The sequence below is a fragment of the Streptomyces sp. NPDC050704 genome, assembly GCF_040654355.1.
Taxonomy (GTDB): domain Bacteria; phylum Actinomycetota; class Actinomycetes; order Streptomycetales; family Streptomycetaceae; genus Streptomyces.
Map to the genome: position 1 here is coordinate 1 of NZ_JBFAHW010000153.1, position 22,052 is coordinate 22,052.

The following is a 22,052-nucleotide window of genomic DNA, read 5'->3' on the forward strand; positions in this document are numbered from 1 at the left end:
ATGTCGCCGTTGCCCATCAGGGCGTGGACCGCGTCGATGGCGAAGGAGCCCTGACTGGCCTCCATCATCCCGCCGAGCATCGCGAAGACCGCGTCACGGCCCTGGTGCTCACCGGAGAACCGGTTGCCGCCCGGCTGGTGCCAGACGATTTCCTCGGCCAGGAGCTCCCCGACCTTGGCCAGGTCACCCTTCTGGATCGACTCGAAGTACTCACGCGCGATGTCGACGTTCTTGCTGGTCATGACAACACTCCTTAGGCCTCCGGCATGGGAGGCAGTACGACTCACTGTTACAGCGTGGACGCGAGGTGCGACGTGCGCGACTCGGGAGGGATCGACGACGCCTGGTCAGGTTTCGGCGGCCCCATCTCCTTCGGAGGGTTCGTCCTGCTGCACCGCCATACTCACCACTGGTAACCAGGCACCTCAACGTGACCAATGGGCCGACGTGACACACATCACACATCGCCTCGATGTTGCCCGGAGGTTACACGGCCCCGACGTGCACGGCCCCGCTGTTAGCGGGATGTAAATACCCCCTCTCGGACGGCGTTTTCCGGCTGCCCGGTGTCACGGTTGGCGCCTCCACCGGAACTCACCTCGTGAAAGCCGCCGTCGGCCGCCACCGGCAGGCGAGCGGACCACGAAGAGAGGGATCCGAAGCCATGACTCAGACCGTGCCGACCAGTGGCCTTGAGAGCATCGACGCCGACGGCCTGGAAGCACTCGCCAGCAGCGCCAAGGCGGATCCGAGCACCGGCCGCAAGACGCTCAAGGCCGTGACCACCTGCGAGGGCGGCTTCCGCAACCTCACGCAGATCCGCACCCTGGAGCCGGTGCTGGTCTCGGAGCCCTGCCACCTGCTCGGTGACGACGCCGCGCCCAACCCCTCCGAGATGGCGCTCGCGGCCCTCGGCTCCTGCGTCTCCGTCGGCCTGCTCGCCAACGCCACCCAGCGCGGCGTGACCCTGAGCAGGATCGAGGTCGCCATGGAGGGCGACATCGACATCTCCGCCGTCTGGGGCGTCGGCGACACCCCGGAGGGCAAGACCCTCGGCTTCTCCGCCGTGCGCTGCTCCGTCACGCTCGCCGGCGACGCCGACGACGAGGTCCTCGGCGAGATCAAGGACAACGCCATGCGGTGGTCGCCGGTGGTCAACACGTTCACGAGCAACGTCGAGATCTCCTCGACCCTCACCCTCGGCTGAGGCCCGCCATGAGCACTCCGATCCTGCCCAAGTCCGAGGCCGCGGCCCTGGTGACCGCCGCCCGGATCCGCCGGGGCCTGACCTGGTCGGCGATCGCCGCCGAGATCGACAAGCCGGTCGTGTGGACGACGGCGGCGCTACTGGGCCAGCACCCCATGACAGCCGAGGACGCGGCGGCCGTCGCCGCTCTGCTCGGGCTCGGGGACGACGTCGTCGAGTCGCTGGAGCTCCAGCCCGCACGCGGCATCGACCCGGAGCTGATGAACGATCCGACGGTCTACCGCTTCTTCGAGGCGCTGTCGGTCTACGGCCCGGCGTTGAAGGAGCTCATCCACGAGGAGTTCGGCGACGGAATCATGTCGGCGATCAACTTCAAGGTCGACCTGCGGCGTCGCGCCCACCCCGACGGCGACCGGGTGGTGGTGACCTTCGACGGCAAGTTCCTCGACTACCGCTGGTAGCGCCGAGGCAGAGCCGGCGTACCGGACCGCTCCCCGACCATCTGGAGGACAGATGACCACCGTGCACGCATTCCCCGTCGGCAGCGTCGCCGACCTCGACCAAGTGGCCTTCGAGGCCCTCCTGGCCCGCGTCTTCGAGGGAGCCGACCGGCTGGACGCCGACGAGGCCGGCCAGGCCCGGCAGGTGCTGACGTGGCTGGCGCAGGCCGGTGCCACGGACCTGGGTGCTCCCGGCAACGCCGGCGGCGGGCTGCCGGCCATGGCCGAGGTGATCGGCGCCCTGGCCGCCCGCTGTGTGAGCTCCGCGTTCACGACGTGGGCGCACCGGATGTGCCTGGAGTACCTGCTCATATCCGGTACGCCGTACGCCCTCGCCCAGGCGGAACGGCTCCGCACCGGCACCGTGCCCGGCGTGACCGGGATGGCTTCGGCCTTCCGGGAGCTGGCGGGCTGCGGATCGCTGGAGATCACGGCGACCGCCACCGGGGACGGCTACGAGCTGTCGGGGCCGATCCGCTGGGCGTCCAACCTGTACGACGACGCGGTGCTGGTCACCGCGGCCCGCACCGACGCCGGCGACCGGATCGTCGTCGCGCTGCCGCTCGACAGCGAGGGGATCAGCGTCGGCCGTCCGTTCCCGCTGCTCGCGCTGGGCAGTACCGCGTCGTCCTACCTCAACCTGAACGACGTGAAGGTGCCGCACGAGCAGGTGCTGACCCGGGACTTCGAAGGCTTCCTCACCTCCGTGCGGGGCACCTTCCTCACCCTGCAGACCGCACTGTGCGTCGGCCTGGCAGGCACCTGCCTCGACAACGCCAGGGCCAGCCTGACCGGGGTGAACACGGTGTTCGCCGGGGATGTCGACCGGGCCACCGGGCGCCTGTCCGTAGCGCGCACCGCGATGCGTGACGTCGCGCGTCGCGTCGGATCGGGTAACCCGGCCACCCGCATGGAGATGCTGTCCATGCGGCTCGCGGCGGCCGAGGTCGCCACGGAGGCGGCGACCCTGGAGGCGAAGACCGCCGGCGGGCGCGGCTATGCCCGCACCTCCGGCGCCTCGCGGCGCTTCAGGGAGTCGTTCTTCATCCCGGTGCAGTCCCCCTCCGAGGCCCAGCTGAAATGGGAGCTCGCCCAGTGCCGGCCCTGAGCGCCGAGGTGCCGCGGGGCGAGACGCCCCGGGAGGATCCACGGTCGTACTGCCCGGAGGCGGCGGTGCTCAGAGGCAGCGACCCCGACGCCGTCGCGGCGCTCATCTCCGCCCACTACCCGGCGATGCTGCGCTTCGCCGACTCGCTGATACCCGGTGACCGGACCCTGGCCGAGGACGTCGTCCAGGAAACCTGGATCGCAGTTCTCAACCGGGTCGACACCTTCCAGGGGCGGTCACGGTTCCGCACCTGGCTGTTCGGAGTGCTGCGCAACAAGGCACTCAAGCTCGCCGAGCGCGAGCTGCGCCGTGCCCAGCGGGAGAGCGCCGGATTCGAGGAGACGGACCTGTTCGCGGAGCGCATGCACCCGGAGGGCCATCCGAAGGCCCACCACTGGTCCGTACCGCCGACCAGCCGCTTCCTGCCCGAGGAGTCGGCGATGTTCGCCGAGCTGATGGGCGTGGTCTCCGACGCACTGGCCCAACTACCGCGCAACCAGCGCCTGGTCGTGCTGCTGCGCGACGTCGAGGGGCTGTCGGCGGCCGAGACCCGCGAACTGCTCGACCTCGACGACACCAACCAGCGTGCGCTCCTCCACCGCGGCCGTGTGAAGCTCCGCGGCGCACTGGAGTGCTACCAGGACAAGAAGGGAATCCGGCCGTGACGACCGTACTCGACTGCCGCGAGTTCATCGGCATGGTCGACGACCTGCTCGACGCCGACGAGGAGACCTGGCAGGCCGAGGTGGTGCAGCACCTGAAGGACTGCCCGCCCTGCGAGGTCTACCTGGAACAACTCCAGGACGTACGCCGTCTCCTGCGCGGCATGGACACCGAGACGCTGCCGAACGATGACCCGCGGGTCAGGGAACTGCTCGACAGAATCGACTCCCGGCCGCGCTTCACACTCGTCGACGAGGACGCGGTGGGGCACTGGCAGCCCGAGGAGGTCATCGCGCCGCAGGCGCTCAAGGCCGTGGCCGGCGCCTTCCCCAGCGGGGTCACCGTGATCACCACGGCTCCGGCCGGGGAGCCGGTCGGGATGACGGTGAGCTCGTTCACCAGCGTCTCCCTCGACCCGCCGCTGATCCTGGTCTGCGTCGCGCGGACGGCGAGCTGCCTGCCGGCCTTCCGCGTCGGTTCCCCGATGGGTGTGAACGTGTTGTCCCGCGGCCAGGCGCAGGTGGCGAAGACGTTCGCCTCCCCGGTGGAGGACCGCTTCGCCACCGTGAGCCACCGGACCGGGCCGCACGGCGTCCCCCTCATCGAGGAGACCGCCGCCTGGCTGTCCACCCATATCGTGCGGATCTACGACGGCGGCGACCACGTCATCGTCCTCGCCCGGGTGCACGCCCTGCACCGGTCGTCCCACACCCCGCTGCTCTACCAGGCGGGCGCCCTGCACGACTGGACGCCGACCGTGGTACCGCCGTCGGCCGGTGACCGGCGGGCGGGCCGGAAGGACGGCACACCATGACGCCGAGACTCCGCACCGGCCAACTGGTGGCGCAACTGATCGACGTGTCCGTGCGCCGCGGCGACAAGCGGGTGCTCGACGGCATCTCCCTGTCCATCAACTACGGCCGGGTGCTGGCCCTGCTCGGCCAGTCGGGTGCCGGCAAATCCACGCTGCTGCACGTCCTCACGGGCGACCTGGCACCGAGCGAAGGGGAGATCGACTCCGGCGGGCACGACCTCAAGAAGGGCACCGTCCACCAGGCGCCGCTGCTGTTCCCCTGGCTGACGGTGCGTGAGAACGCCGGACTCGGCCAGACGTACGCCGCCAACAAGGACGTCCCCCCGGCACTCGTCGACGAGTTGCTGGAGCTCCTGGGACTGACCGCCGTGGCGGACAGCTACGCCGAGGAGATCTCCGGCGGCCAGGCCCAACGGGTCGCGCTCGCCAGGGCGTTGGCCATCGCGCCGGACGTACTGCTCCTCGACGAGCCGTTCTCCGCGCTCGATCCGCTCACCCGCGCCGAGCTGCAGACCTGGCTGCGCCGGCAGGTGACGGAGCGAGGCTGGACCACGGTCATGGTCACCCACGACATCGACGAGGCGCTCGTGCTCGCCGACGAGATCGTGCTGCTGGGCACCGGCGGTCGTATCGCGGACCGCTGGACCCACCAGCCCGATTCGCAGGACGACCCGTCGCGCAGCTCCGCCCGGCGGGCGGAACTGCGCGACGAGATCCAGGCGGCCTACCACACCGCGGCGAAGGAGCCGGACCATGTCTGAGAGCCCACGGCCCTCCCGCCCGTACTCGCGCCGGGGCGCACTGCGGCTCGGGGGCCGGGTACTGACCGGGGCCACACTCGCCGGACTGGCCGGTACGGGCGCGGTCCGCTCCTTCGCCCCCTCCGCCGCGGCCCACGGCGGCCTCCTGGACCGGCCGCTGCGCATCGGATACCTGCCCATCACCGACGCCGGTGCCCTGCTCGTCGCGTACGAGCGCGGCCTGCTGGCCGACGCCGGCGTCGACGCCGAACGCCCCGTGCTGTTCCGCTCCTGGGACAGCCTGGCCCAGGCGCTGACGACCGGTCAGGTGGACGTCGTCCACATGCTGATGCCGATGGCGCTGCAACTGCGGATCGCCAAGAAGGCGCCGATCAAGGTGGTCGCCTGGGGACACACCAACGGATCCGCGCTCACCGTCGCGCCGCGGATCACCGACGTCGCTCAGCTGGCCGGTGCGAAAGTGGCGATCCCGTTCTGGTGGTCGGTGCACAACGTCCTGCTCCAGCGGATGCTCGACGCCGCCGGTCTGAAGGCGGTCACCGGCACGGCGTCCGCGGCGGCCGGCACCGTTCAGCTGCTGGTGATGTCACCGGCCGACATGGTGCCCGCGTTGCAGACCGGTTCGATCGCGGGCTTCGTCGTCGCCGACCCGTTCTCCGCGATGGCCGAGGCGAGCGGGGCCGGCCATGTGCTCCGATTCCTCGGCGACGTGTGGAAGGACCACGCCTGCTGCGCCGTCACGGTCCGCGAGGACCTCGCCACCGCGCACCCCGAGGCCGCGACCGCGCTGGTCGCCTCCGTCGTCCGGGCCCAGCAGTGGCTCTCCGCACACCGCACAGGCGGCGCTCGGACGCTGGGGCCGACCGGTTATCTCCCACAGCCGGTCAAGGCCATCGACAAGGTCTTCAACCGCACCGCCGCCGCGTACCGCGATGTGCTGCGGCACCCGCCGTGGCAGGGCCAGCGGCTCGGCTTCTCCGCGTTCCCGGCGGCCAGTTACACCGCCTCGCTCGTGGAGCTGATGGGCCGGACGACGGTCGACGGCGACACCTCGTTCCTGTCCGGCCTGACCGGTGCCGCCGCGCACCGGGAGCTCGTCGACGACCGTTTCGTCACCCAGGCCCTGAGCTCCGTCGGTATCCCGCTGGTTCGTAACCGCAAGGAGCTGATCGAACCATGACCTCGCTCGTCACCGAGGAACCCGCCGAAACCGCCGAAGACGTCAGCGCCGGTACCGCGCCCCCGGGCCCGCGCAGCGGCCGTGACCGTCGTACCCGTGCCCGTGCGGGCACCGCCGTGGACACCCTGGCGCCGGTGATCGGAGTCGCCACGGCGCTGCTGCTGTGGTGGTTCGTCACCGAGGTGCTCGCCGCGACCGGCTCCATGCTGCGCGACTTCGCGCCCGCGCCGACCTGGGACGCCCTGGTCGCGCTGGGGCGCGACGGGTCCGTGTTCGACGACGCGACCAGCAGCCTGTGGCGGCTGACGGCCGGCCTGGCCCTGGCCGCGGTCGCCGGCGTCCTCTCCGGCGCCGCGATCGGATCGCGGCGGATCGTGGAGCGCGGCACCCGGCCGGTACTGATGTTCCTGCGCATGATCTCGCCACTGTCCTGGGCACCGGTGGCGATCAGCCTCTTCGGCGTCGGCGACAGCCCGGTGATCGCGCTGGTCGCGGCGACCGCGGTCTGGCCGATCCTGATGAGCACGGCCGACGGCGTACGCCGGATCGACCCCGATCACCTGCGCGTGGCCCGTGGCCTGGGCGCCGGCCGGTGGGAGGTCGTCCGCTCGGTGACGTGGCCCTCCGCACAGCCCTACCTGCTGTCGGGCATCCGGATGGCGATCGGCATCAGCTGGGTCGTGCTCGTACCCGCCGAGATGCTCGGCGTCACCTCCGGACTCGGGTACGCGATCCTCAACGCCAAGGATCAGCTCGCCTACAGCGACATCACCGCACTCATCCTCATCATCGGCCTCATCGGATACGCCATCGACGCCCAGGCACGGTGGCTGCTGCAGCCCCGCCGTGAGCGCAGGGCAGCAGCCCGGTGACCCCGGACCAGGCCGGCGCCCGCACCGACCTCCAACTCCTCGACGTCCGCGAGATCCACGAGTGGAACACCGGACACATCCCCGGATCACGGCACATCCCCATGGACGAGATCCCCGACCGGCTCGGTGAACTCGACCCCGGCCGCCCGGTCCTGGTGATCTGCCGATCCGGTCGCCGCGCCGACCGCATCAGCTCCTGGCTCGGCGGCAGAGGGTACGACGCCCGCACCCTCACCGGCGGCATCGTGCGGTGGCAGCGCGACGGCCGTCCACTGGAGCGGCCCGAGGCCGTACGTCCCCTGACCGTCGAGATCATCGAGACGCCGGGCCTTGGCAACCGGAGCTACCTCGCCCACGACGGCCACCGCGCACTGGTCGTGGACCCCCAGCGCGACACCGACCGGATACGAAGGCTGCTCGACCGTGCGGGCGTCCGCCTCAGCCATGTGTTCGAGACCCATGTCCACAACGACTATGTGACCGGGGGGCTGGAGCTCGCGCGGTCGCTGGCGGCGACGTACGTCCTGCCGGCGGCCGAGAAAGTGAGCTTCGGGCGGCTCGGTGTGGTCGACGGCGAGGTGGTCGACGTCGGCAGCATGCGCATGCGGGTGGTGGCGACGCCGGGGCACACCCACCACCACGTGAGCTACCTGCTGACCGACACCGCCGATGACGAGGTGGCGGTGTTCACCGGCGGTTCCATGCTGTACGGCACCACCGGGCGCACCGACCTGCTGGGTTCGGAGCACACCGAGCCGCTCGCCCGGTCCCAGCACGCCTCGGTCCGCCGACTGGCCACGGAGGTGGCGGCCACGACCCGGGTACTGCCCACGCACGGGTTCGGCTCCTTCTGCGCGGCCACCCCGGCCGACGGCGAGGACTCGACCATCGGGCGGGAGCGCGAGCGCAACCCCGCGCTGCTGCTCGACGAGGATGCCTACGTCTCGCAGTTGCTCGCCGGGCTGTCCGATGTCCCGGCCTGGTACGCCCGCATGGCCCCGGTCAACCGGGCGGGCCCCTCACCCGTGGACCTGACCCCGCCCGAAACGGCCGCGCCGCAGGAGTTGCGCGCCCGGATCGACGCCGGAGAGTGGGTGGTCGACCTGCGGGACCGCACGGCGTACGCACGCGGGCATCTGCCCGGCTCCTTCAGCTTCGAGCTGTCCGCGAGCTTCCTCACAAACCTCGGCTGGCTGCTGCCGGAGGGCATGCCGCTCACGCTCATCGGCGAGACGGTCGAGCAGGTGGCCGAGGCACAGCGCGAGTTGGTACGGATCGGCGTCGACGAGCCGGCCGGTGCGGCCAGCGGCCCCATCGAGGCGCTCGCCGGGAAAACGGCACTGGCGTCGTTGCCGCGCACGTCGTACGAGGAACTGGCGCGGGCCCGGGAGCGGACCGACGTGCTCGTGCTCGACGTACGCCGGCTCGCGGAACACACCGACGGGGTGGTCCACGGCTCGGTCCCCATCCCGCTGCACGAACTCCTGGCGCGCCGCGGCGAACTGCCGCCGGACCGGCAGATTTGGGTGCACTGCGCCTCGGGCTACCGGGCGACGGTGGCGGCGTCCCTGCTCGCAGCACACGGGTACGACGTCGTTCTCGTCGACGGCAATCTGCGCGCCTGGCTGGACTCCGGATCACCGGGTGGTGAAGCAGCGCCATGACGCTGATGGCCACGCTCGTGCTCGCGCTGCTCGTCGGCGGCGCGCTCGGATTGCTGGGAGGCGGCGGCTCGATCCTGGCTCTGCCGGTCCTGGTTTTCGTCGCGGGGCTGCCGACGACAGCGGCGGTGCCGATGTCGCTGCTGGTGGTGGGCTGTTCAGCGGCCGTCGCGGCCGTGAGCCGGATCCGCGCCGGACACGTCCACTGGCGGATCGCGGGCATCTTCGCGGTGACCGGTGCGGCGGCGACGTACGGCGGCGCCCTGGTGAACCGCCGGCTCGAACCGCGCCTGGTGCTCGCCGGATTCGGCATCCTGCTCGTCGTCACCGGGGTGCGGATGTTCCTCGACCGTCCGGCGCGCCGTACCGGTTGCGCCGCGCCGGACGGAGGGACGGAGCTGCGCCGGTGTCTGCCACGCGCGGTGGCCATCGGCGCGCTGGTCGGTTTTCTGACCGGGCTGTTCGGCGTGGGCGGCGGGTTCCTCATCGTTCCCGCGCTCACGGTGATGCTCGGGCTGCCGATCGCGACGGCCGCGGGCACATCGCTGGTCATCATCGTGCTGAACTCGTTCAGCGGGCTGGTGTCCTGGCTCGGCCACGCGGATCTCGACCCGCTGCTGGCGGGCAGTTTCACGGCGTGCGCTCTCCTCGGCGCCGCCGTGGCCGCGCCGATGGGCTGCCGGCTCCCGGCCAAGCCACTGCGACGCGCGTTCTCGGTCTTCTTACTGGCGGTCGCGGGCTTCGTACTCGTCCGCGTGGCGGCCGCCTGACCCGCTCTCTGTCCGTGCGAACCCTGCAGGACCAGAACGTCATGGGGCGCGGTGCCGTCGGGTTCGACCTGGCGGAGTTCGACTGGGGTGCGTCGGAGCGGGAACGCGCCCGCGCGAAGGACGGGGCCTTCCCCGTGATCGTGGACACCGGTTGTCATGCGGCGGTGGCCAACGTAGTTGATCGTTGCTCGAAGGCGATTGGGCTGATCTGGCCGAGGCGGGAGTGCCGGCGGCGGGTGTTGTAGCGGGTCGCCCAGCGGAAGACCGCGAGGCGGGCCTCGCTGGCCCCGTTCCACCGCTTGCGGAGCGTCTCGTGGTTGACGCCCAGGTCCTTGGCCACCGACGCGTACGTCCCACCCGGGCTCGAGTGATACAGCGCGACGGCATCGGCCCGGAACTCAGCCGAGTACTTCGACGTCCCCAACGGGAACTCCTGTCCTATGGATCATCACGATCCAATGATCAGGGTGTCCACACTCAAGGGAAAACGCCCGACCGCATCACGGGCTCACGCCAGTACCGCGACCTGCGAGTTCAAGATGAAACGATCTCATTGCTCAGGTGGCAGTGTTCACGAGTTCGACGCGCCCCCAATGACCGCCGGTGGGATCACTCGGGCCAGCTTGTGCATGTTCAGTCATAATTCAAGCGATCTCCGAACGTCGGACCGGCGGCGATACCCCAACGTCACCATCGTGGCTTCCGCAGCTTGTAGGTGGGGTCGACGCGCTTCATGTACCCGGTGTCGTCGCGGGCGCGGATACCGCACGTGAGGTACTGCTCATGCAGCCGGGCGAGTTCATCGCGATCCAGCTCCACCCCCAGGCCCGGTCCGGTGGGCACCGCGACCGCACCCTCCACGAAGGACAGCACTCCAGGCTGGATGACCTCTTCGGACTTCCACGGCCAGTGCGTGTCACTCGCGTAAGTCAGGTTCGGGGTGGCGGCACCCAGGTGCACCATGGCGGCGAGGCTGACGCCGAGGTGGGAGTTGGAGTGCATCGACAGGCCCATGCCGAAGGTGTCGCAGATCCCGGCGAGCAGGTGCGAGCGGCGCAGCCCACCCCAGTAGTGGTGGTCGGAGAGGATCACCCCGACCGCACCGGCGGCGACGGCGGGCTGGACATGGTCGAAGGACACCACGCACATGTTCGTCGCCAACGGCATCGGCACCGCACGGGCCACCTCGGCCATGCCCGGGATGCCGGGGGTCGGGTCCTCCAGGTACTCCAGCACGTCGGCGAGTTCTGTGCCGACCGTGACCGAGGTCTTCGGGGTCCACGCGGCGTTGGGATCCAGACGCAGCGGTAGGTCGGGGAACTCGGCGCGTAGCGCCGTGATCGCGGCGATCTCCTCCTCGGGTGGGAACACCCCGCCCTTGAGCTTGATCGCGGTGAACCCGTATTCGTCGACCATCTTGCGGGCCTGAGCGACGATTCCGGCCGGGTCGAGCGCGGCGCCCCACTCATCCGGCTCCATGCCGGGGTGGCGGTCCCATTTGTAGAACAGGTACGCGCTGAACGGGACTTTGTCCCGCACCGCACCGCCCAGCAGGTCGGACACCGGCACCCCGAGCAGCTTGCCCTGCGCGTCCAGGCAGGCCACCTCGAACGGCGAGAAGACCCGGTCCGCGGTTCCCGACTCGGTGATCATCCCGGTCAGGCCGTGCCCGTCCGCGCCGGTCTGGTTCGACAGCGTCCGCGTCGCGACCGCGAACAGCTCGTTGAGCGCGAACACGCTGCGGCCTGTGATCGCGTCGGCGACCGCGCGCAGGCGGACCAGGTGGCCGTCGTCGGCGTAGGTCTCACCCAGGCCGGTCACGCCGTCGGAGGTGTGTACCTCGACGATCGTGCGGATCGCATACGGCTCGTGCACGCCGACGGCGTTGAGGAGAGCCGGGTCTGCGAACGCGACCGGGGTGAGCGTGACACCGGTGATCGTGCTCATGCGGCCGGGACCTCCTCGGTGAGCGCCAGCCCGGCGGCGAGGATCCGCTCCAGATCGACCAGGTGCTCTGGCGCCGGGTCCACCAGCGGCGGGCGTACTCCGCCCACATCCAGCCCGCGCAGCCTCACCGCAGCCTTCACCAGGGACACCGCATAGCCGGGAACCTTGTCGCGCAGCGCAACAAGGGGGTGGAAGAAGGTGGTCAGGAATCGGTCCACGCGCTCGGCGTCGCCGGCGTTCAGTGCGGCGTAGTACGCCAGCGCGACCTCGGGGGCGAAGCAGAACACCGCCGACGAGTACAACCGGACCCCGATCGCTCGGTACGCCGCAACCGTCGCCTCGGCGGTGGGCAGGCCGTTGAAGAACTGGAACGGCTCGCCCGTCTGGTCCTCGCGTACGGCAAGCACGATACGGGCCAGCAGGTCGAGGTCGCCGACGCCGTCCTTGAAGCCCACCACGCCGGGGATGCGTGCCACCTCGACCGCGCTCGCCACGTCGTACCTGGCGTTGCCGCGGCCGTAGACGATCAATGGGAGCGTCGTCGCCGCCGCGACCGCGCGGGTGTACTCGACCAGGCCCGCAGGGGGCGCCTGCACGAGGTAAGGGGGGAGCAGCAGCAGGCCGTCGGCGGCTTCCTCCTCGGCGATGGCTGCGAACCTCCGGGCCAGTGGCAGCGCGCCGCCGGTGCCCGCGATCACCGGCACGCGACCCGCGGTGACGGTGACCGCGGTGCGCACGGCGGTGCGGTACTCGTCGATGTCGAGCGCGTGGAACTCACCGGTTCCGCAGGCGATGAAGACCCCACCAGGGCCCGCCGCCACGCCGCGCTCGACATGCTTGGCAAGGGCGTCGACCGAGACCGCCCCGTCCGCGTCGAATGGGGTGACGGGGAAGAACAGGACACCGTCCAGTTCCATGGTCCGGCGCATCAGATCATCCTCCGAGTCGTGTTCAACGGAAACTCTGCATAGATCGGTACTGGAACGTGGTCCGGCAGCAGATGCTCCGAGCGGAGCTGTTGCCGCCAGTGACCAGCGCGACCAGGCCGGTGAAATCGCCGCTCACGCCTGCCCCACCTTCTGCCGCTGCGTGCCCAGTCCGCGGATGCCCAGCTCCACCACGTCCCCCGCCCGCAGATGCGGAGTGCCCGTCCGGCCGAGTGCGACACCGGCCGGGGTGCCCGTGTTGATGAGGTCACCCGGCTCCAACATCATGTACTGGCTCAGATACCAGACCAGGTAGGCGGGGTCGAAGATCATCTTCTGGGTGCTGCTGCGCTGGCGTTCCTCCCCGTTGACCGACAGCCACAGCACCAGCTCCGCCGGGTCAACGCCGTCTGCGGGCACCATCCAGGGGCCCAGCGGGTTGAACGTCTCGCAGGACTTGCCGAGATCCCACTGCGCCGAGAACTCCAGCTGGAACTCCCGCTCGGACACGTCGTGGCTGACCGCGTAGCCTGCGATCACCTCGACCGCGTCGGTGGGGGAGCCCAGATAGCGGGCGTGCTTGCCCACGATCACTGCGAGTTCGACCTCGTAGTCGGTCTTGGTCGAGCCACGAGGCACCAAGACCTCGTCTTCGGGCCCGACGACCGTATAGGGAGCCTTCAGGAAGACGACGGGCCGGGTCGGCACCTCGGCCCCGGTCTCGGCCGCGTGGTCGCGGTAGTTCAGGCCGATGCACACGATCTTGCCCGGCCGTGCGATGGGAGCACCGATGCGCTCATCGACGATGTCGATCTCCGGCAGCAGTCCGTCCGCGAACACCGTCCTGGCCCGCTCGATGCCGTCACTCTCGAGGAAGGGCCCGTCGACAGCCGATGTCAACGGGCGCAGGTCGTAGGCGCGGCCGTTCTCGGCGACCAGTACCGGTCGCTCGCACCCGGCTGGTCCCACCTGGATGAACTTCATGACGTGCCTTCCGTCCACGTGATGAATCCGTAGGTCTGGCGCGCGGTCCCGGCGAAGACCGCCTCGCGTTCGCTCGCGGTCGCACCATCCAGCGCGGCGCAGACGACGTCGAGCCAGGTCCCGAACGACGTGGCGTGGGTGAGTACGGGCCAGTCGGTGCCGTAGGCGCAGCGGTCGGCACCGAACTCGGCGAGCGCGTGTGCGACGTAGTCGACCGCCTGCTCCGGCCGGAACGGCGGGTTGCCGGGTTGCACCGCGATCGACGACAGCTTGCACACGACGTTGGTGTGCGCCGCGATCCGCGCGACGGCCGAGGCCCACTCGGCGAAGCCGCCGTCCTGCGGCGCGGGCTTGCCCAAGTGGTCGAGCACGAACCGAGTGCCAGGTGCCCGCCGCACCAGGAACTCGACCTCGTCTAGTTGCTCGTGCCGGACAGTGAGGTCGACGATGACGCCCGCCTCGCCCGCCCCGCGCGCCTCGTCCACGAACTCCGCCGCCGCGATCGTTCCCGGCTCGGCCAGATGCATGACGCGGCGCACGCCCGCCACCAGCTGCCCACCCGGCGCGTCCGTCCACCAGCTGGGCGAGGCCGGCAGCTGCTGGGCGACGATACGCACCGGGAACGGGCACAAGGCCGCCTGGTCGGCGAGCCACGCCAGCTCCGCGCGCGCGTCTTCTGGACGCACGGCCGCCTCGATGAACACGGCCCCCGCAAGGCCGACGGCGGTGCAGGTGAGCAGTGCGGCGTCAACGAGGTCGCCGAACTGTGTCCACCGATCGAGCCACGGGTACCCATGCCGGCCCCGGTCCCACAGATGGATGTGGGTGTCGACCACAGGCGTCCCGGGCACCCGGTCCAGCTGGGCCGGGCCGTTCACCGTGATCTGGGCGGAATACTCAGCCACCTAGCACCTCAGATGCGTATGTTTCATTTCGGAGAAGTGGAACGCCTTAAGGCGAAGCCTCACCAGACTGCCTCGTCATGGCAGGCTCACCGTAGCGGCTAGAAGGTCCACGTCAAGAGGCAAGCGCCCACCCGAAAGCGGCGGCGAGAACGTCTTCAGTTACCCGAGTGAACACCCTTGATGTGCGCTTGGTCACGGGCTACTGTGCGCTCCTGCCCCGCAATGTTTCTGGTTCATTTCCCATGGATGATCATCTATGGACCCAGTTGATGATCGGCAGGTGCTCGGTTTGCTCATCAAGGACGTCGAGGCGTTCACCGTCTCGGTACCGGCCCCGGACCCCCCCTACCGCTGGCGCGAGGGCCTGCGCGGTTCCGGCGGCGGCGAGGTCGGTATTCTCCGGATCCGAACTGACGACGGCGTTTGCGGAGTCGCCTCCGCAGCCAAGCCGGGGTCCGGCGCTGTGCTGCACGGCCTGGTGGACCGGGTGCTGCGGGACGAACTGATCGGTCAGGACGCCACGCGCCGCGAGTGGCTGTGGGAGCGGCTGTGGAACATCGACCGCACCGAGTACCTACCGATCCACCTCCTCGGAGTGGTCGACACCGCTCTGTGGGACCTCGCCGGCCGCGCCGCCGGTGTCCCGGTGTGGCAGCTGCTCGGCGGCTACCGCACCGCGATCCCGGCCTACGCCTCCACAGTCACCTTCACCAGCGTCGAGGAGTACCTCGACGTCGCCGACCAGTGCCTCGAACTCGGCTACCCGGCCATCAAGCTGCACGCCTGGGGCGACCCGGTCGCCGACGCCAAACTGTCGTTGGCGCTGCGCGAGCACGTCGGCCCCGACGTGCCGCTGATGTTCGACGGTTCGGCGGGCTTCGACCTGCCCGACGCGCTGTACGTCGGCCGTGCCCTCAGCGAGGCCGGATACCTCTGGTATGAGGAGCCGATCCGGGAGTACAGCATCACCTCTTACAAGTGGCTGGCCGAGCGGGTCGACGTACCGCTGAACGTGGCCGAGACCGTCCCCGGCGCGCACATGAGCGCCGCCGACTACCTCGCCTCCGGATGCGCGACCTACCTGCGGACCAGCGCTGGGCTGCGCGGCGGTATCACGGGCGCCATGCGGATCGCCCACCTCGCCGACGCCTTCCGGATCCGCGCCGAGGCGCACGGCAACACGATGGCGAACCGCCACCTGTGCATGGCCATCCCCAACACCACGTACTACGAGTCTCTGGTGACGAGCAGCCCGGTGCGCCGGGAGTGGGGCATCGATGGCAGCGGCCTCGTGAGTGCTCCCACCGACCCCGGGATCGGCCTGACGCCCGGCCCGGACTACCCAGCTGAACTGCAGGAATTCGTACACGCTGTCTGACAGTCGTCGGCAGGACGACCAGCAAGGAGCATGAGATGACACCCACCGAGTCCACGTCCGGGCGGAGATACGGCAAGCGCGTCCGTGGTCGGACGACCCTCGCCGTGCTGCTCGGCGTGGCCGCGCTGTTGGCGGCGGGCTGCGCGGACGCGACTCCGGAGTCCGCGACGAAGAAGCCGGGCGCGGCGTTCTCGCCGGTCGCCCAGGACGAGAACAGCGGCATCGTGGTGTGGGTGGACGCCACACGCCAGCCCGCCGTCGACGCCTACAAGAAGGCCCACCCCGACGCCAAGATCGAGGTGGTCACCTACAGCGGCGGCGCGGGCGGCTCGACCGACCTGCAGACCAAGATCAAGCTGTTCGACCGCACCGGCAAGGGCTGGCCGGACGTGGCCTGGCCCGGCATCCAGGACCCGAGCTGGGCGACCACCGGCAAGACGCCCTACGCCGCGCCCATCAGCGACCTGCTCCCCAAGGGGACGCTGGACAAGTACGCGGCCGGGGCACACGACCTGTGCACGGTCAACGGCAAGGTCTACTGCCTGCGCAACGACTTGGCGCAGAACATGCTCTGGTACAACAAGAAACTGATGGACAAGTTCGGCTACGCCGTCCCCACCACCTGGGAGGAGTGGTCCGAACTGGGCCTGAAGGTCGCCAAGGAGCACCCCGGCTACCTCGTCGGTGAGATCGGCAGCGCGGGCTCGGTCAACACCTACTTCTGGGGCAGCCGTTGCCCGATGAGCTCGGTGACGGACGACAAGAAGCTCACGGTCGACATGCACGACCCGAAGTGCACCCGCATGGCGACGATGCTCGACGACCTGACGGCCGCCGGCGCGCTGGGCAAGGTGAACAAGTTCGATACCGGCTTCGTCAAGGACCAGGCGAGCAAGGTGCTGATGATGCCGGGCTCCTCGTGGTTCGGGAAGGTGCTCTTCCAGAACACCTACAAGATCCCTGATGGCCAGATCGCCGCGGCCAAGCCGCTGAAGTTCGCCGACGACGACAAGATCTACACCGGTGCCGGCGGCGGCGGCATGTGGTTCGTGTCCTCGCACAGCAAGAACCTCAAGCTGGCAACCGACTTCGTCCAGTGGGTGACCCAGGACCCCGCGTACACCGCGAGCGCGGACACCTACCCCGCGTACAAGCCCGCCGCCGAGGGGTGGCTGACCGCGCAGCAGAGCTCGGGCTACTTCGCGGGAGACATCGCCCCGGCGCTGAAGGCGGCGGCGGACAGCATCTGGACCGGGTGGAAGCAGTCCACCGCCTTCTCCCAGGAGAAGATCTACGGCGAGGTCGTCATCCCGGCCGTCACCGAGGGCGAGACGATCACCTCGCAGCTCGACAAGTGGGAAACCGAGATCATCAACCGGGCCAAGTCCCTCGGCTACCAGGTCGAGGACTGACAGCGATGGCAAGCGCAACAGAACATCGCCGCCCCGGACGGTCACCGGTCGGCCGTAATCCCGGACGGTCGCGGGCAGACCACGGCAGCAAGGCGGCCTACGGGTTCGTCGGGGGTTACGCCGTCCTCCTGGTGCTCTTCGGCATCGTCCCCCTGGGCTACGCCCTTTGGATGTCGGTGACCAATCACAAGGGTCAGCTGGTGGGCCTGGGCAACTTCGTCCGGGTCTTCGAGGACTACCGTTTCCTCTCCGCGTTCGGCAACGTCGCCATCTTCCTCGTGGAGTGGCTGGTGACGCTGATGGTGCTCGTGATCGCGCTCGCGCTGCTGCTCCACAACCGCATGCGCCGCACGGCACGGGTGGTGCGGTTCCTCTACTACCTTCCCGGCGCCTTCGCCGGCGCCGCGAGCGTGCTGCTCTGGCTCATCCTGCTCGATCCCGTCGCCAGCCCGATCGGCCCGCTCTTTGAGCTCTTCGGATGGGAGACCTTCAATGAGGTCATCGCCCCGGACAATCTGCCGCCGATCTTCATGGTGATCGCGTTCTGGACCGGGGCGGGCTCCTGGATCGTGATCATGTACGGGGCGCTCAACGGCATCCCGAACGAGGTCATCGAGCAAGCGAAGATCGACGGTGCCAATGGCTGGCAGACCGCCCTGCGCATCCAGATCCCCATGCTGAGCCGGTGGATCGCGTACATGCTCATCCTCGCCTTCGCGGCGGGAACGCAGCTGTTCGTCGAGCCGCAGCTGGTGTCCACCGCCAGCGGCGGGCAGGTCTCCGACTCCTGGTCGCCCAACCAGCTCGCCTACCAGTTCGCGTTCGCCGCCGCCGACGTCAACGGGGCCGCCGCGATCTCGGTCTACCTGCTGGTGATCAGCCTCGGGTGCGCCGCGCTCGTGGTGTTCAAGGCCCGCCTGTTCGACAAGGACTGACACCGTGACCACGACACTCGACTCACCGAAGCCGTCCATCCGCCGTCGCCCGGGCGCGGCTCGCGGGGGCGCACCGCCGAACGTCGTGTCCGTGTGGCCGAAGATCGCCTGGGTGATCGTGATCGGCTTCTTCCTGTGCTTCTTCGTGGTGCCGATCCTGTGGCTCCTGCTGGCCCCGACCCGCACCGACCACGACATCGTCGTCGGCGCACCGCTGGCATTCGGGTCGTTCTCGGACCTGGCGGCCACCTGGGATCACGTGATGGAGTTCCAGTCCGGCGCGATCATCACGTGGATCGGTAACTCCGCCTGGTACTCGTTCGCGGGCATGGCCATCGCGGTGATCACCTGCATCCCGGCCGGTTATGCGCTGGCCATGACCAAGTTCCGTCTGCGCAAGGCGTTGCTGACGGCCACTCTTTTGGTCATGCTCATGCCGTCGGCGACTCTGGTGCTCCCGCTCTACCTGGAGATGGACGCGTTCGGGCTCGACGGAAGCGCGTGGTCGGTGATCCTGCCGTTCGCCCTCTATCCGTTCGGCACGTATCTGGCCTACACGTACTACGCGGCGACCGTCCCGGACAATCTGCTCGACGCCGCGCGAATCGACGGCGCCAACGAATGGCAGGCGTTCGTCCACATCGGACTCCCCCTGGCCAAGCCGGTGATCGCGCTGGTGGCGTTCCTGAACTTCGTGCACAGCTGGAACCAGTTCTTCCTGCCGTACGTCATGCTGCCGTCCAGCGGTCAGTATCCGGCGCAGGTCGGCCTGAGCAATCTGCTGATGACCTCGCCGCTGTTCAACTCCGCCACCGGCGTCTCGCACATCCTGCGCCCCGAGATAGCGCTCGCCGCGCTGGTCACGAGCGTGCCTGTGCTGGTGGTGTTCCTGTTCGCCCAGCGCTCCTTGGTCGAGGGCATGACCGCCGGAGCGACCAAAGGCTGACGGACGCAGTCTCCACCTTGAGCCCGACGTCAGGCCAACACGGGCCGTCACGTTTGGCGCAAGTCGTTCACATGGTAATGATTTATCTCCCAGCATTAACCCGGTTCGTTCTGCGATTTCGCTCGCTTACGGCGGCCTTGCCAGCCGTAGCGGATCACGTCTTGTCTCTGGACCACAGTGAAGGGAGCAATACATGCGCATCAGATCGTTGACCTTGGTGCTGGCGATGGTCGCCGCCACGATGGCCGCGTGGTGATCGGACCGGCAGTCGGCGCCGCCGTCACGTGCTCGTACCACGTCTCGCCGACCGGGAGCGACGCGGCGGCGGATACGCTCACCGCGCCCTGGAGGACCCTCAGCGGCGTGCGGGAGTGGATCCGCTCCGGCAGTCCGAACGCCGGTATGAGCGCCGATCTGGGCATCTGCCTGGGCGGCGGCCGCTATTCGCTGACGGACACATTCACCCTCCGGCAACGCCGACTCGGGGACCAATGGACACCGGGTCGTCTACACCGCCTACCCGGGTGAGACCCCGGTCATCGACGGCGGTAAGGCGGTGAGGGGCTGGACGAAGGTCGAGGGCAAGCCGTACTGGAGCGCGAACGCATCGACCTCGGCCGGGTACGCGCCATACTTCCGCCAGCTGTACGTCGACGGCGTGCGCGCACGGCTCGCCACGAGCAAGGCGATCGCGGGCACGGCGTCTTTCGACGACCCGGGCACGCCCTTCGCCAAGGACGGTGTCGTCTGTCCCGCAGCGAGCTGGAAGAACTACAGCAACCGCGGTGACGCCGGCGACCGGGAAATAGTCCCCCTTGAACCCGCAGCCTGCGTGGACGAGTCGGACGTCGGTGACTACCGTCCCGGTGGTGGAGAAGCTGCTGACGGTGACCGGAGCCACCGGCATCAGTCTGATGAACACCTACAACTCGAATGTCACCCACAACCTGGTCCACGGCACGGCCCACATGGGCATCCGTCAGCGCATGGGCGACGAATTCAACGTCTACGAGGGCGTCGACGGCATCGGCAACACGACGATCAGTTACAACAAGGTGCTCAACGCGGGCGACAAAAAGATGTGGGGGATGTACGACAACGGGGCGATCTACTCGTTCGGCGCCGTCCCGGGCGCGAACATCCACCACAACTAGTCACCAAGGTGACAACCCGCCTGGCCTGCATGAACGACAACCAGTCCTACCAGATCCGGTGGGACGACAACGTCGCCGATGGCGGGGTGTTCAGCGCCGCCACGGCCGTCCGGGCGCCAAAGTCGGTCTACGCGGCGCGCAACTACGCCACGGTCAGCGGCAACTACGCGAACTTCAGGAGCGGGCCTCCAGGGGCGTACGCGAACCTGGAAACCGCCGTGCCGAGCCAGAACCTCGCCGACTACGCCACGGTCGCCGGGACGTCCGGATTCCCCGCGAACCCGGACAAGCTCCGGGACGGCGTCACGGAGACCGACGAGGTCGCCGCGACCGGGAGCGAGGGATGGGTTCAGTACGACTTCCCGCACGACTACGAGAACCTGACGGTCCGGTTCCAGAATGACAACGGCGGCACCTGCATGGCCACGGCGTGGAAGGTCCAGCGCTGGAGCAGTTCGCAGAACGCGTGGGTCGACGTCATGCCGTACCAGGCCATCAGTACCTCCGGCCAGGTCGTTTACACACCGGCGTCAACCATGGCGACCACGAAGATCCGGCTCTACGTGAAAAACGGCAACGCCGGTGGAATCGCCGCAGCGCAGGAGTTCACGGTCACAGGCAAGTTCAAGCCGTGACCTCGGCTCGCCGGCGAGCTGTGCTACAGCGCATGCAACAATGAGACAACTCCACCCGAGCAATAAGCCATACTCATATGATGGTCCCGAAGTGCGGGACGCGGGTAGAGCCATGGGGGCGCCAGCATGACGGAACAGGAACTCCGGGACGACGAGTCGTACCGACCCGGGTACTCGGTCGCGGCCGAACGCATCATCGAGCACATCGAGCAGAACGGGCTCCGGCCAGGCGACCGCCTGCCGACCGAGGCCGAGTTCGCCGCCCTGCTAGGGGTCAGCCGCAGCATCGCCCGCGACGCGGTGAAGACGCTCGCCGCCGTCGGCCGGATCAGCACCCAGCGCGGCCGGGGCATCTTCGTCGCCGAGTCGCAGATGTTCTCCCCCGGGCTGCGCGGCCATTTCAAGCCGACGAACGTCGAGGACATCATGATGCTCTTCGAGTTCCGCGCCGTGCAGGAGAAGGCGGCCGCGGAGCTGGCCGCGACCAGGGCTGCACCCGCGGAGCTGATGACGATCGAGAAGGCTCTGGCGGAGTACGCGGAGAACGTCCCGACCCGCGACTACCCCAAGCTGGCCCGCTGCGACGCGCTCTTCCACTCCTCGGTCAACCGCGCCTCCCGCAATCCCTTCCTGCTCGACGCCGCCGACGCCGCGAGCACCTTGCAGCGCGAGGTCGTCGCCGTGGCCTTCGGTGGCTACAGCGGCGGCCCGGTCGAGCGGGCGCTCGAGGAACACACCGAGATCTTCAACGCCATCCGCCGCGGCGACGCCGCCGCCGCAGGCGCCGCCGCCGCCGCCCACGTTGACCGCACCCGCCGGGGCTACCAGGAGGAAATCGGCCGCCGGGTCTTCGGCTCCGATACCCGGTGACCTACGCGTGAACCGGTCACCGACGCGGCCGGGCGAGTTCCCGCATGAGCAACTGCACCGCGACGACCGACCTGGTCGCCGTCCGGCCGACTGGCGCTACGACTAGGGCGCGTACCGAGTCGTGATCAATGAGCACCGCGGCTTCCGGGCCGGGTGCCCCGTCGGGGGTACGGGGCCGGTGGTCTGTGGCTGGGCCGTGTGGGCGCGAGTGACCGGCAGTGATGCCGCGGGCAGGCAGCGGGGCCCGAGGGCCCCGGCCGTGTGCCGTCCGGGACGGTGTGTCAGAGCGTGGCGAGCCGGTCCACCAGCAGCTCGGTCCTGCGCTCGGTGTCCTGCGGCGGGAGCCGTCCCGCTCGGGTCAGGGTGGCCAGTCCGTGCAGGGACGCCCAGAACGTCTCGGTGAACAGCTCCGGGCGCACGCCGT

At 69.3% G+C, this 22,052-nt stretch carries 24 protein-coding genes; 17 read left to right on the forward strand and 7 right to left on the reverse strand.

The window, feature by feature from the left end; translation table 11 throughout:
- On the reverse strand, positions 1-242 hold a 242-nt coding region (locus AB0I18_RS46480), incomplete at its 3' end, for a nuclear transport factor 2 family protein (RefSeq protein WP_363111881.1).
- A gap of 422 nt (positions 243-664) precedes the next feature.
- Between AB0I18_RS46480 and AB0I18_RS46485 the strand changes: the two genes are divergently transcribed.
- Genes AB0I18_RS46485 through AB0I18_RS46530 form a run of 10 tightly spaced genes read left to right on the forward strand, consistent with a single transcriptional unit; the run spans position 665 to position 9,536 of the window.
- Positions 665-1,207 carry an OsmC family protein gene (locus tag AB0I18_RS46485; protein WP_363111882.1) on the forward strand — a complete coding sequence of 181 codons (543 nt, stop codon included), beginning with the start codon at positions 665-667 and terminating at the stop codon, positions 1,205-1,207.
- A gap of 8 nt (positions 1,208-1,215) precedes the next feature.
- Complete coding sequence (gene cynS / locus AB0I18_RS46490) at positions 1,216-1,668, forward strand: cyanase (protein ID WP_363111883.1); 453 nt, start codon at positions 1,216-1,218, stop codon at positions 1,666-1,668.
- 52 nt (positions 1,669-1,720) lie between these two features.
- A complete protein-coding gene (locus AB0I18_RS46495) occupies positions 1,721-2,815 on the forward strand; it encodes an acyl-CoA dehydrogenase family protein (protein WP_363111884.1) in 1,095 nt (364 codons plus the stop codon).
- Positions 2,803-3,480: an RNA polymerase sigma factor gene (locus AB0I18_RS46500; RefSeq protein ID WP_363111885.1), complete on the forward strand. Its 678-nt coding sequence runs from the start codon at positions 2,803-2,805 to the stop codon at positions 3,478-3,480. The genes AB0I18_RS46495 and AB0I18_RS46500 overlap by 13 nt, the downstream gene beginning before the upstream one ends.
- Positions 3,477-4,292 (forward strand): flavin reductase, encoded by an 816-nt coding sequence (locus AB0I18_RS46505; protein ID WP_363111886.1) that lies wholly within the window; start codon positions 3,477-3,479, stop codon positions 4,290-4,292. Before AB0I18_RS46500 ends, AB0I18_RS46505 begins: the two co-directional genes overlap by 4 nt.
- A complete protein-coding gene (locus tag AB0I18_RS46510) occupies positions 4,289-5,053 on the forward strand; it encodes an ABC transporter ATP-binding protein (protein WP_363111887.1) in 765 nt (254 codons plus the stop codon). The genes AB0I18_RS46505 and AB0I18_RS46510 overlap by 4 nt, the downstream gene beginning before the upstream one ends.
- Entirely contained in the window at positions 5,046-6,233 is a 1,188-nt protein-coding gene (locus AB0I18_RS46515) for an ABC transporter substrate-binding protein (protein WP_363111888.1), read from the forward strand. Before AB0I18_RS46510 ends, AB0I18_RS46515 begins: the two co-directional genes overlap by 8 nt.
- Positions 6,230-7,105 (forward strand): ABC transporter permease, encoded by an 876-nt coding sequence (locus AB0I18_RS46520; protein WP_363111889.1) that lies wholly within the window; start codon positions 6,230-6,232, stop codon positions 7,103-7,105. Before AB0I18_RS46515 ends, AB0I18_RS46520 begins: the two co-directional genes overlap by 4 nt.
- On the forward strand, positions 7,102-8,769 hold the full coding sequence (locus AB0I18_RS46525) for a rhodanese-like domain-containing protein (RefSeq protein ID WP_363111890.1): 1,668 nt from the start codon (positions 7,102-7,104) through the stop codon (positions 8,767-8,769). Before AB0I18_RS46520 ends, AB0I18_RS46525 begins: the two co-directional genes overlap by 4 nt.
- A complete protein-coding gene (locus tag AB0I18_RS46530; protein ID WP_363111891.1) occupies positions 8,766-9,536 on the forward strand; it encodes a sulfite exporter TauE/SafE family protein in 771 nt (256 codons plus the stop codon). The genes AB0I18_RS46525 and AB0I18_RS46530 overlap by 4 nt, the downstream gene beginning before the upstream one ends.
- 154 nt (positions 9,537-9,690) lie before the next feature.
- Here AB0I18_RS46530 and AB0I18_RS46535 read toward each other — a convergent pair whose 3' ends face one another.
- The 5 genes from AB0I18_RS46535 to AB0I18_RS46555 all read right to left on the reverse strand — a co-directional run bounded on the left by AB0I18_RS46535 (position 9,691) and on the right by AB0I18_RS46555 (position 14,298).
- A complete protein-coding gene (locus tag AB0I18_RS46535) occupies positions 9,691-9,978 on the reverse strand; it encodes a transposase (protein ID WP_363111901.1) in 288 nt (95 codons plus the stop codon).
- 245 nt (positions 9,979-10,223) lie between these two features.
- On the reverse strand, positions 10,224-11,483 hold the full coding sequence (locus AB0I18_RS46540) for a glucarate dehydratase family protein (RefSeq protein WP_363111892.1): 1,260 nt from the start codon (positions 11,481-11,483) through the stop codon (positions 10,224-10,226).
- A complete protein-coding gene (locus AB0I18_RS46545) occupies positions 11,480-12,400 on the reverse strand; it encodes a 5-dehydro-4-deoxyglucarate dehydratase (RefSeq protein ID WP_363111902.1) in 921 nt (306 codons plus the stop codon). The genes AB0I18_RS46540 and AB0I18_RS46545 overlap by 4 nt, the downstream gene beginning before the upstream one ends.
- 144 nt (positions 12,401-12,544) lie before the next feature.
- Complete coding sequence (locus AB0I18_RS46550; protein ID WP_363111893.1) at positions 12,545-13,393, reverse strand: fumarylacetoacetate hydrolase family protein; 849 nt, start codon at positions 13,391-13,393, stop codon at positions 12,545-12,547.
- Positions 13,390-14,298, reverse strand: coding sequence for an amidohydrolase family protein (locus AB0I18_RS46555; RefSeq protein WP_363111894.1), 909 nt, complete (start codon positions 14,296-14,298; stop codon positions 13,390-13,392). The genes AB0I18_RS46550 and AB0I18_RS46555 overlap by 4 nt, the downstream gene beginning before the upstream one ends.
- 289 nt (positions 14,299-14,587) lie before the next feature.
- Here AB0I18_RS46555 and AB0I18_RS46560 point away from each other — a divergent pair, with 289 nt between their 5' ends.
- The 7 genes from AB0I18_RS46560 to AB0I18_RS46590 all read left to right on the forward strand — a co-directional run bounded on the left by AB0I18_RS46560 (position 14,588) and on the right by AB0I18_RS46590 (position 21,628).
- Positions 14,588-15,676 (forward strand): enolase C-terminal domain-like protein, encoded by a 1,089-nt coding sequence (locus tag AB0I18_RS46560; RefSeq protein ID WP_363111903.1) that lies wholly within the window; start codon positions 14,588-14,590, stop codon positions 15,674-15,676.
- 35 nt (positions 15,677-15,711) lie between these two features.
- Complete coding sequence (locus AB0I18_RS46565) at positions 15,712-17,088, forward strand: extracellular solute-binding protein (RefSeq protein WP_363111895.1); 1,377 nt, start codon at positions 15,712-15,714, stop codon at positions 17,086-17,088.
- Between the two features lie 5 nt (positions 17,089-17,093).
- Entirely contained in the window at positions 17,094-18,023 is a 930-nt protein-coding gene (locus AB0I18_RS46570; protein WP_363111896.1) for a sugar ABC transporter permease, read from the forward strand.
- Between the two features lie 4 nt (positions 18,024-18,027).
- On the forward strand, positions 18,028-18,969 hold the full coding sequence (locus AB0I18_RS46575; RefSeq protein ID WP_363111897.1) for a carbohydrate ABC transporter permease: 942 nt from the start codon (positions 18,028-18,030) through the stop codon (positions 18,967-18,969).
- An 869-nt stretch (positions 18,970-19,838) separates the two neighbouring features.
- The gene (locus AB0I18_RS46580; RefSeq protein WP_363111898.1) at positions 19,839-20,123 is read left to right on the forward strand and encodes a hypothetical protein; all 285 of its coding nucleotides are present in this window, start codon (positions 19,839-19,841) and stop codon (positions 20,121-20,123) included.
- A 29-nt stretch (positions 20,124-20,152) separates the two neighbouring features.
- Complete coding sequence (locus AB0I18_RS46585) at positions 20,153-20,758, forward strand: hypothetical protein (RefSeq protein ID WP_363111899.1); 606 nt, start codon at positions 20,153-20,155, stop codon at positions 20,756-20,758.
- Between the two features lie 126 nt (positions 20,759-20,884).
- Positions 20,885-21,628, forward strand: a complete 744-nt coding sequence (locus tag AB0I18_RS46590; RefSeq protein ID WP_363111900.1) for an FCD domain-containing protein — start codon at positions 20,885-20,887, stop codon at positions 21,626-21,628.
- A 281-nt stretch (positions 21,629-21,909) separates the two neighbouring features.
- Here AB0I18_RS46590 and AB0I18_RS46595 read toward each other — a convergent pair.
- A partial coding sequence (locus AB0I18_RS46595; protein WP_363111904.1) for a TetR-like C-terminal domain-containing protein occupies positions 21,910-22,052 on the reverse strand: 143 nt, incomplete at its 5' end.